7 protein-coding genes are annotated in these 10574 nt (G+C 50.7%); 4 read left to right on the top strand and 3 right to left on the bottom strand.

Features of this window, described 5'->3' with window-relative positions; translation table 11 throughout:
* Positions 1-82 precede the first annotated feature (82 nt).
* Positions 83-1054 (top strand): lauroyl-Kdo(2)-lipid IV(A) myristoyltransferase, encoded by a 972-nt coding sequence (gene lpxM / locus EDI29_RS14180; RefSeq protein WP_137741400.1) that lies wholly within the window; start codon positions 83-85, stop codon positions 1052-1054.
* A gap of 122 nt (positions 1055-1176) precedes the next feature.
* On the opposite strand, the gene pyk is transcribed toward lpxM, so the two are convergent.
* Together pyk and EDI29_RS14190 are read right to left on the bottom strand one after the other, a co-directional pair.
* Positions 1177-2619, bottom strand: a complete 1443-nt coding sequence (gene pyk / locus EDI29_RS14185) for a pyruvate kinase (protein ID WP_107170657.1) — start codon at positions 2617-2619, stop codon at positions 1177-1179.
* A gap of 461 nt (positions 2620-3080) precedes the next feature.
* Positions 3081-3950: a MurR/RpiR family transcriptional regulator gene (locus tag EDI29_RS14190; RefSeq protein ID WP_010275858.1), complete on the bottom strand. Its 870-nt coding sequence runs from the start codon at positions 3948-3950 to the stop codon at positions 3081-3083.
* A 384-nt stretch (positions 3951-4334) separates the two neighbouring features.
* Here EDI29_RS14190 and zwf point away from each other — a divergent pair, with 384 nt between their 5' ends.
* Positions 4335-5810 (top strand): glucose-6-phosphate dehydrogenase, encoded by a 1476-nt coding sequence (gene zwf, locus EDI29_RS14195; RefSeq protein ID WP_137741401.1) that lies wholly within the window; start codon positions 4335-4337, stop codon positions 5808-5810.
* A gap of 166 nt (positions 5811-5976) precedes the next feature.
* On the top strand, positions 5977-6618 hold the full coding sequence (locus tag EDI29_RS14200; protein ID WP_137741402.1) for a bifunctional 4-hydroxy-2-oxoglutarate aldolase/2-dehydro-3-deoxy-phosphogluconate aldolase: 642 nt from the start codon (positions 5977-5979) through the stop codon (positions 6616-6618).
* Between the two features lie 112 nt (positions 6619-6730).
* On the opposite strand, the gene purT is transcribed toward EDI29_RS14200, so the two are convergent.
* On the bottom strand, positions 6731-7909 hold the full coding sequence (purT, locus tag EDI29_RS14205; protein ID WP_137741403.1) for a formate-dependent phosphoribosylglycinamide formyltransferase: 1179 nt from the start codon (positions 7907-7909) through the stop codon (positions 6731-6733).
* A 200-nt stretch (positions 7910-8109) separates the two neighbouring features.
* Between purT and EDI29_RS14210 the strand changes: the two genes are divergently transcribed.
* Positions 8110-10161, top strand: coding sequence for a S9 family peptidase (locus EDI29_RS14210; RefSeq protein WP_137741404.1), 2052 nt, complete (start codon positions 8110-8112; stop codon positions 10159-10161).
* The last annotated feature ends 413 nt before the right edge of the window (positions 10162-10574 follow it).

Raw genomic sequence — 10574 nt, forward strand, 5'->3', positions numbered from 1 at the left:
TTTGCGTCATTGTTGGCGGGTGTTGCTAAACGCTGAGCGGCAATTATGATGGTGTTTATTGATTGATCTGAAGAGTTTAGGCATGGAAAAAGAAAAAAAATCGAACGCTGAATTTGTTCCCCAGTTTCAACGCGCCTTTTTTTATCCGCGCTATTGGGGCGTTTGGTTAGGCGTTGGTGTGATGGCACTCGCGGCCTATATTCCCGCACGGTTAAGAAATCCGGTGCTGGGTGGGTTAGGGCGTTTTGTCGGGAGAATATCAAAAGGTGCCCGCCGCCGTGCTCGCATTAATCTGCTGTATTGTATGCCGGAGTTAACGGAAGCACAGCGCGAAGCCATCATTGATGACATGTTTGCGACGGCACCTCAGTCGATGATCATGATGGTAGAAGTGGGGATTCGTAACCCGAAGAAAATAGAGAAATATGTGCGCTGGCATGGTGAAGACATTCTTGAGCGCATTAAAGCGCAAGAGAAGAACGTGATTTTTCTGGTTCCGCATGGATGGGGCGTTGATATCCCCGCGATGCTGTTGACCTCTCGCGGGCAGCGTATGGCGGCGATGTTCCACAACCAGAAGAATGCACTGGTGGATTATTGGTGGAATCGGTTACGCCGTCGCTTCGGTGGACGCATCCATGCCCGCAACGATGGTATTAAACCATTTATCAGTTCCGTGCGCTCTGGGTGCTGGGGGTATTACTTACCCGATCAGGATCACGGCCCTGAGCACAGCGAGTTTGTTGATTTCTTCGCGACCTATAAGGCAACGCTGCCTGCCGTCGGACGGCTGATGAAAGTGTGTCGTGCTGATATCGTGCCGCTGTTCCCAGTGTATAACGCTAAAGACGGCTGTCTGGATGTGTTTATTCGCCCGCCGATGGACGATTTAGCGGATGCGGATGACGTATATATTGCGCGGCGTATGAATGAAGAAGTGGAAATTCTGGTCAAACCGAATCCTGAGCAGTACACCTGGATTCTGAAGCTGTTGAAAACCCGCAAACCGGGTGAGATTGAACCGTACTGTCGAGATGATTTATACCGCAACTAGCTTATACGGTAGATAAGATCGGGCTAACTGGCCGCATAGATAAAAAAGCCGGACGAGAAATCGTCCGGCTTTTTGCTCGAATGAACCGTCCACCACGGCGTAGCGGATCGGTCATGCAGTGATTATTCCACGCGTAGAATGCGAATCGTGTTGGTGGTGCCCACGGTACCCATGATGTCACCTTGTGTAACGATGACCAGATCCCCAGACATCAGGAAGCCTTTATCGCGCAGTCGGATCACCGCATCATTGGCCGCGGCAACGCCATCGGTGTAACTATCGAAATGCACAGGGGTGACGCCGCGATACAGTGCGGTCAGATTCAGCGTGTGCTCATGACGAGACATGGCGAAAATTGGCAGACCGGAACTGATACGGGACATCATCAGCGCAGTGCGACCAGATTCCGTCATGGCGATCAGCGCGGTAACCCCTTTCAGGTGGTTGGCCGCGTACATGGAAGACATCGCAATGGATTCCTCCGTGTTATCAAACTGTACGTCAAGGCGGTGTTTGGATACGTTGATACTTGGAATTTTCTCCGCGCCTAAACACACTTTCGCCATAGCCGCGACGGTTTCCGCAGGATATTGACCCGCAGCGGTTTCTGCTGACAGCATCACGGCATCGGTGCCATCGAGCACGGCGTTGGCGACGTCCATCACCTCGGCGCGCGTTGGCATCGGGTTGGTGATCATCGATTCCATCATCTGCGTAGCGGTAATAACCGCACGGTTCAGTTGACGGGCGCGGCGAATCAACTTCTTCTGAATCCCCACCAGTTCTGGGTCGCCAATTTCGACGCCCAGATCGCCCCTCGCGACCATCACTACGTCGGAAGCCAGAATAATGTCATCCATTGCGGCATCTGAACAAACCGCTTCAGCACGTTCAACTTTTGATACGATCTTGGCGTTACAGCCAGCGTCACGTGCGAGTCGGCGTGCGTAGTTGAGGTCTTCGCCGGTACGTGGGAAAGAGACGGCCAGATAGTCGACGCCAATTTTTGCGGCAGTAATAATGTCAGCTTTATCTTTTTCCGTCAGGGCTTCGGCAGACAAGCCGCCACCGAGTTTGTTGATACCTTTGTTGTTAGACAACGGCCCACCAACGGTGACTTCGGTATACACTTTCAGGCCTTCAACCTGAAGGACTTTCAACTGTACCCGACCATCATCCAATAGCAGGATATCGCCTGGCACCACGTCGCTCGGCAACCCTTTATAATCGATCCCGACTTTTTCTTTATCGCCTTCGCCTTTCGCTAAATTGGCATCTAGTAAGAATTTGTCGCCGACATTCAGGAAAATTTTACCTTCTTTGAAGGTAGAAACACGGATTTTTGGACCCTGTAGATCGCCAAGAATGGCAACATGGCGGCCTAATTTTGCCGCAATTTCACGAACTTTGTTGGCACGTAATTGATGGTCTTCTGCTGTGCCGTGAGAAAAATTCATGCGTACTACGTTAGCGCCCGCACTGATAATCTTTTCGAGATTATTATCACGGTCGGTAGCGGGCCCCAGGGTGGTGACAATCTTGGTTCTTCTGAGCCGTCTGGACATGTATAACTCCGTTCACTTGTGAAGCTGTCGTGTTGCGATTAAGCGTCGAATAACGGTGTAAAATGTCACTTTACAATAAAACTATTTCACCTGCGTTATTCGAACATCGTGTTGAGTCTGATTATCATACTGTACAGGTAATCCCCGTCATCTTTCCATGACCGTAGTCTCTGGTCACGTCGAGATGAGGCAGGTAGATGATACCGCTCATTTCTCATTACCCGTCATACTTCAAGTTGCATGTGCGTTGGCCACGCTACTCGACACACTTACGTGTACCTCGCCCCGTAGGAACCGCTGCAAGCAGCGTTCAAACCAGCCAAAGGCAGATTTGTCAGTCACCCGACTCACTTACTTGAGTAAGCTCATCGGGGCTCCCTCGCTTGCCGCCTGCCTGGAACTCGAATTATTTAGGGTTTAAAATATAACTAAAAAACAAAGCACAATCTAAAACTTACCTATCACCTGAAGGGATTGATCAACCGCTCATCTTTATCAAAGCGTGATTCTCGCAAGGCCTCTTTGACCCGTTTCAGGTTATCACGAAATTTTTCTCCGCGGCGTAAAGTAAATCCTGTCGCCAGCACATCGATCAGCGTTAGCTGAGCGATACGGGACACCATCGGCATATAGACATCGGTATCTTCAGGTACATCAAGCCGCAGTGCTAGCGAGGCTTCACGCGCCAGCGGCGTGCCGTCCGAGGTAATGGCGATCACGGTTGCATCGTTCTCGCGCGCCAACTGCGCCATTTCGACCAGACTTTTGGTTCTGCCAGTATGGGAGATCAATACGACAACGTCGCCGTCGCTGGAATTCATGCAGCTCATACGCTGCATAACGATGTCATCGAAATAAACGACGGGGATATTGAAGCGGAAAAATTTGTTCATCGCATCGTGTGCGACGGCGGCGGAGGCACCCAAGCCAAAGAAAGAGATTTTCTTTGCCTGCGTGAGCAAATCCACGGCGCGGTTGACGGCAGTGACATCCAGACTGGATTTCACCTGCTCTAAGCCCGCCATCGCGGATTCAAAAATTTTACTGGTATAGGCGTCAACGCTGTCATCTTCTTCAACGTTACGGTTCACATACGGTGTACCGTTTGCCAGACTTTGCGCCAGATGTAGTTTAAAATCGGGAAAACCCTTAGTTTCAAGGCGACGACAGAAACGATTAACCGTTGGTTCACTGACGTCGGCCATTTTTGCCAAGGTCGCGATGCTGGAGTGAATGGCCGTCTGCGGAGTGCTCAGGATCACTTCAGCCACTTTTCTTTCTGATTTGCTCAAGAGTTCTAAGTGACTCTGGATTTTTTCCAGCATATTCATACGACAAGGGCCATGTAAGTTTTTTCCAATTTCAACTAAAGGTACAACTGGCATGCATTACGTGAAAAAATGCAGGTCATGAAAATATACTACGACCCTGTGGTGGTTGGCAGCGGGCAACATGCTAAGTTGGGTCCTTTTTTTGCCAGAACATGACATGTGTCTAACTTTCAGAAAAGTAATCGACTGTCAAAAACGACGAAAAATTTCGGTTTATGGCAAATCAATACGTGATTCCAACCATGGCACAGACCGATTTATATGTGGTTTTCGGTCAATACCACCCGTTATTTGGCATTTTTATGGTGGGTTTACTGGCTGTAGTCAAAAAGAGTACATTAGCGCTGTAATAAAATTACAGCATCCTGCAACGAGGAGATGAACATGGCGGTAACTTCAACAGCCCAAGCGTGCGATCTGGTTATTTTCGGTGCCAAGGGCGATCTGGCGCGCCGTAAATTGCTGCCTTCCCTGTACCAGTTGGAAAAAGCAGGGCACATCCATGCGGACACCAAAATTATTGGAGTGGGTCGTGCGGATTGGGATAAAGCGGAGTATACCCGCGTCGTGCGCGAAGCGCTTGACACCTTTATGAAAGAAGCCATCGACGATAAGTTGTGGGAAACGCTAAGCAGTCGTTTGGATTTCTGCAATCTCGATGTGGAAGACACGAAAGCGTTCAACAAACTGGGCAAGATGCTTGACCAGAAAAACCGTACCACTATCAACTACTTTGCGATGCCGCCCAGCACATTTGGCGCGATTTGCAAAGGGTTGGGAGCCGCAGAGCTGAATAAAGACCCGGCACGCGTGGTGATGGAAAAACCGCTGGGTACCGATTTGGCGTCCTCGCGTGTGATTAACGATCAGGTCGCGGAATTCTTTAATGAATGCCAGGTTTACCGCATCGACCACTATCTGGGTAAAGAAACCGTACTAAACCTGTTGGCGCTGCGCTTTGCCAACTCGTTGTTCTCCTCAAACTGGGACAACCGGACGATCGACCATGTACAGATTACGGTAGCGGAAGAAGTCGGGATTGAAGGGCGCTGGGGCTATTTTGACAAAGCCGGCCAGATGCGCGACATGATCCAGAATCACCTGTTACAGATTTTGACGATGATTGCGATGTCTCCGCCGTCTGATTTGACGACTGACCGCATCCGTGATGAAAAAGTGAAAGTGTTGCGTTCACTGCGTCGTATTGACCGTTCCAACGTGCACGAAACCACCGTACGCGGCCAATATACTTCTGGTTTTGTTCAGGGCCACAAAGTACCGGGCTATCTGGAAGAAGAAGGCGCGAATAAAAGCAGCAGCACGGAAACCTTTGTCTCGATTCGTGTCGACATCGATGACTGGCGCTGGTCTGGCGTGCCGTTCTACCTGCGCACGGGTAAACGCTTGCCGACCAAGTGCTCAGAAGTGGTGGTGTACTTTAAAAATCCTGCGTTGAATCTGTTCCATGATTCTTACCAGCAGTTGCCGCAGAACAAACTGATCATTCGCTTACAGCCGGATGAGGGTGTGGAAATCCAGATTCTGAATAAAATTCCAGGATTAGAGCACAAGCACCGCCTGCAAACGGTGAAGCTGGATTTGAGCTTCTCTGAAACCTTTAATCAGCAGCATTTGGCAGATGCCTATGAGCGTCTGCTGCTCGAAACGATGCGCGGGATTCAGGCACTGTTCGTCCGCCGTGATGAAGTTGAAGAAGCCTGGAAATGGGTGGATTCCATCATGGATGCGTGGGCGATGGACAACGATGCACCGAAGCCTTACCAGGCGGGAAGCTGGGGGCCTGTGGCATCTGTAGCGATGATCACTCGCGATGGTCGTTCCTGGAATGAGTTTGAGTAATTTTTTGATAATACGTCAGTAGTTGGAATGCCGAAGTATGCCAGCATTCCACGGTTTTAATGTATGGCTTACGGTGCGGTTGGCATCTGCGGCAACGCAGATCCCTGTGGCAGGGGCGCGCTATATAATTAATGATGCCTTCGGGCATGACTGGAGATAACTTTTGATGAAAAACTGGAAAACGAGCGCGGAACAGATTTTGACAACGGGTCCCGTTGTTCCTGTGATTGTGGTCAACAAACTGGAACACGCGGTGCCGATGGCAAAAGCGTTAGTCGCGGGCGGCGTTCGCGTTCTGGAACTGACATTGCGTACCGACTGTGCTATCGATGCGATCCGTGCGATTGCCAAAGAAGTACCAGAAGCTATCGTGGGTGCGGGTACGGTGACAAACCCTGAGCAACTGGCTGCGGTGGTTGACGCGGGTGCGCAGTTTGCCATTAGTCCGGGATTGACCGAGCCGCTGCTGAAAGCGGCAACGGAAGGCAATATTCCGTTGATTCCAGGTATTAGCACCGTGTCTGAACTGATGTTGGGTATGGATTACGGTCTGCGCGAGTTCAAATTCTTCCCTGCGGAAGCGAACGGCGGCGTGAAAGCGCTTCAGGCAATCGGGGGGCCGTTTGCTCAGATCCGTTTCTGCCCAACCGGTGGCATTACGCCGAATAACTACCGCGATTATCTGGCGCTGAAAAGCGTGCTGTGTGTGGGTGGTTCTTGGCTGGTGCCGAACGATGCGTTGGAAAGCGGTGATTACGCACGTATTACTGAACTGGCGCGTGAAGCGGTTGCAGGCGCAAAAGCGTAAGTTTGCTGGTTACTGAATGACAAAGGCCACTCACTGCGAGTGGCCTTTTTTATGGCAGGCGTGTTATCTGTCGTCAGAGACGTCTGATTTCACCCGTCAGCAATAGAACGTATCAGCCGCTGACTTTTACGCCCGCTGCGACGCGTTTGGCGATTGCCACTGCATCGTCCGTGGTTTCCGCACTGGCTAACGCAACGCCCATACGGCGTTTGCCGCTGATATCCGGTTTGCCAAACAGGCGAATTTGCGTATGAGGGAGGAGCGCGCTTTCCAGTCCCTGATAACGCACGTTGCTGCTATCCAATTCCGGTAAAATCACGGCGGAAGCCGATGCGCCATACTGACGAACTGCGCCAATTGGCAGGCCCAGAAAAGCACGAACGTGCAGCGCAAACTCGGACAAGTCCTGAGAAATCATCGTCACCATGCCAGTATCGTGCGGGCGAGGGGAGACTTCACTAAAAATGACGTCATCACCGCAGACGAACAGCTCAACGCCGAACAGGCCATAACCACCGAGCGCTTTTACGACATCGCTGGCCATCTTTTGTGCGCGTTCCCGTGCCAGTTCACTCATCTGCTGTGGCTGCCAGGATTCACGATAGTCACCGTCTTCCTGTCTGTGGCCGATTGGCGCACAGAAATGAATGCCGTCAACCGCATGGATGGTGAGCAGAGTGATCTCAAAATCAAAATTTACCAACCCTTCAACGATGACGCGCCCGCTGCCTGCACGGCCACCCTGTTGGGCGTAGTTCCATGCTTGCTCTAACTGCTCAGCGGAACGAATCAGGCTTTGCCCTTTGCCGGATGAACTCATGACTGGCTTCACAATGCAGGGATAGCCAATGGCCTCTACTGCCTGATAAAAGCTCTCTTTGCTGTCGGCAAAACGGTAGGTGGATGTCGGCACACCGAGGGTTTCGGCAGCCAGACGACGGATGCCTTCACGGTTCATCGTCAGGCGTGTCGCTTCAGCACAGGGGACAACATGGTGGCCTTGTTTTTCCAGTGCCACCAGCATATCGGTGGCGATGGCTTCAATTTCCGGCACGATATAATCAGGACGTTCTGCTTCAACTAACGCTTTTAATGCGTCGCCATCCAGCATATTGATGACGTGGCTGCGATGTGCAACCTGCATAGCGGGAGCATCGGCATAGCGATCGACCGCAATCACTTCGATTCCAAGGCGCTGACACTCAATCGCCACTTCTTTGCCTAATTCACCGGAGCCAAGCAGCATCACTCGTGTGGCATCCGCACGCAGGGCGGTTCCAATCGTTAACATAACCTTATACCTGATCGGGTTGTGAAAAATGGCCGCAGTATAAACGAAAACGTTTGCGTGCGCATTAAAGAGGGCAGGCACTGGAATGCATTACGCAAAAGCGCACCAAGAGACAAGGACGTGGCTTGGCATTGCCGGGCAATCGTGCCACTCTTCTTACAGAGTGAAAATTTTATGCCAAGACAACGAGATCCGACGTGATGAAAACACCGCAAGCAGAAAAAAGGCCCCATGCGATAAGCACACATGGCGATACGCGTATCGACCATTATTACTGGCTGCGTGATGACCAGCGTACCGATCCGCAGGTGTTGTCCTACCTGGAGCAGGAAAATGCCTATAGTGAAGCCGTCATGGCACCTCATGAAGCACGCAAACGGTCGCTGTATGACGAAATGGTCAAGCGGATTCCGTCGACGGATATGTCGGTGCCGTATGTTAGAAAAGGCTATCGCTACCAAAGTCGCTATGAGCAGGGTAAAGAGTACGCCATCTACCTGCGCCAGCCTGAGCAGGCCACAGACGCATGGGAAACGTTGCTGGATGGGAATCAACGTGCGGAGGGGCATGAGTTTTATAGCCTCGGCACGCTTGAGGTTAGCCCTGACAACACGCTACTGGCGTTCTCGGAGGATTTTTTATCCCGTCGGCAGTACACGCTTCGTTTTCGCGATCTAAATAGCGGCGAGTGGCTACCTGATGTGATCGAAAATGTGACCGCAGGGGCGGAATGGTCGGCAGATTCGACGGTGTTGTACTACGTGCGGAAACATGAGCAAACGCTGTTGCCGTATCAGGTCTACCGTCACCGTTTGGGGAACGACCCGGCACAAGATGAACTGATATATGAAGAGAAAGACGACACTTATTATGTCAGCCTGAGTAAAACGACATCAGAGCACTACATCACTATTTATCTCAGCAGCACTACAACGACTGAGGTGCTATTGCTCGACGCGACAATTCCAGGGGCTGTGCCGCAGGTATGCATTCCACGCAGGAAAGATCATGAATATGGCATCGATCACTATCAGGGGCGATTTTATCTGCGATCCAACCGAGAAGGGAAAAATTTCGGCCTTTACCGTTCGGATAAGCCTGATGAACAAACGCTGGAAACACTGATTGCTCCAAGTGAACACCGTGTTCTGGAGAGTTTTGAACTGTTCCGTGATTGGCTGGTGGTGGAAGAAAGAGAGCGTGGTTTAACCCGATTACGTCAGATCCATTGGCATACTCAGGAAGAAAAAACGATCTCCTTCAATGATGCGAGCTATGTGACGTGGCTGTCGTACAATCCTACGCCAGAAACGGCATTGATGAGATATGGTTACTCATCAATGACAACGCCTAGCACGCTGTATGAATTGAATCTGGATTCGGGGGAACAGCAGCTACTTAAGCAAGCTGAGGTAAAAGATTTTTCCCCGGATAACTATCGGAGCGAACGTTTATGGATCACCGTCAGGGACGGTGTCGATGTACCCGTTTCCCTCGTTTATCACCGCGATCATTTCAGCCCTGGTAAGAACCCGATACTGGTTTACGGTTATGGTGCCTATGGAAATAGCATGGAGCCAGATTTCAGCGTTAGCCGTCTGAGCTTGCTGGATAGAGGGTTCGTTTTTGCCTTAACGCACATTCGTGGCGGTGGTGAACTGGGTCAGCGGTGGTATGACGATGGTCGGTTGCTCAATAAGATGCATTCCTTCACGGATTTCATCGATGTGTCTCAGGCATTGATAGAAAAAGGCTATGGCGATAGGGACAACATGTTCGCCATGGGGGGCAGTGCGGGCGGACTATTAATGGGCGCGGTAGTGAACATGGCTCCCGATTTATTTAAGGGCGTCGTTGCTCAGGTTCCATTCGTTGATGTGCTGACGACAATGCTGGATGAGTCTATCCCGTTGACGACCGGAGAGTATGACGAGTGGGGCGATCCGAATGAACAAATCTATTATGACTACATCAAGCAATATAGCCCTTATGACGGTGTGACCGCTCAGCGCTATCCCCATTTACTGGTGACTACTGGGTTACACGACTCTCAGGTTCAGTATTGGGAACCTGCAAAGTGGGTGGCAAAATTGCGGGAAGTTAAAACGGACGATCGTCTGGTGTTGTTATACACCGATATGGATGCTGGGCACGGTGGAAAATCTGGTCGCTTCAAACGCTATGATGATATCGCGCTGGAATATGCTTTTTTGCTGATGGTGCTTGAAATGGTTGCGGATGGTCATGAATAAGGGCTAGCAACTGCGGTTATGAGGGTAAACCCGCTTTCGGGTTTACCCGATCGGCATGACAGATTACTTGGGTAATATTAGGACTCAGGTAATATCAGCTTGTGGTTTTTTTGCTCTTTTGTCGGCGCGTTTTTCTGCGGCCGTTTTCAGAGGCTTCTTCTTACTGTTCTTTTTGCTATCCAGTCCTTTACTCATATCTTGCCTCGCGTGATAAAAGATTAGGTTGCCATTCTATTAACCTCTTGTGCGGGCCGATATGCAAGTAGAAAATCATTTTTGCTGTGTAAGAATGTAACCCGTGGAAAGGGATGTTTTCCACGGCAAAAACAGTCTTAGACTGGAATGAGGGGAATCGCTATTTAGACTTAGGTTCGTAGGGTAAACGAGAGAACTGTAGCGAGCGTTGGCGATAA

This window comes from Pectobacterium polonicum (assembly GCF_005497185.1).
GTDB lineage: Bacteria > Pseudomonadota > Gammaproteobacteria > Enterobacterales > Enterobacteriaceae > Pectobacterium > Pectobacterium polonicum.

Excerpts from the sequence above, each read along its gene's own strand:
- lpxM (WP_137741400.1), top strand. The coding sequence starts at position 83 with ATGGAAAAAGAAAAAAAATCGAACGCTGAATTTGTTCCCCAGTTTCAA.
- pyk (WP_107170657.1), bottom strand. The coding sequence starts at position 2,619 with ATGTCCAGACGGCTCAGAAGAACCAAGATTGTCACCACCCTGGGGCCC.
- EDI29_RS14190 (WP_010275858.1), bottom strand. The coding sequence starts at position 3,950 with ATGAATATGCTGGAAAAAATCCAGAGTCACTTAGAACTCTTGAGCAAA.
- zwf (WP_137741401.1), top strand. The coding sequence starts at position 4,335 with ATGGCGGTAACTTCAACAGCCCAAGCGTGCGATCTGGTTATTTTCGGT.
- EDI29_RS14200 (WP_137741402.1), top strand. The coding sequence starts at position 5,977 with ATGAAAAACTGGAAAACGAGCGCGGAACAGATTTTGACAACGGGTCCC.
- purT (WP_137741403.1), bottom strand. The coding sequence starts at position 7,909 with ATGTTAACGATTGGAACCGCCCTGCGTGCGGATGCCACACGAGTGATG.
- EDI29_RS14210 (WP_137741404.1), top strand. The coding sequence starts at position 8,110 with ATGAAAACACCGCAAGCAGAAAAAAGGCCCCATGCGATAAGCACACAT.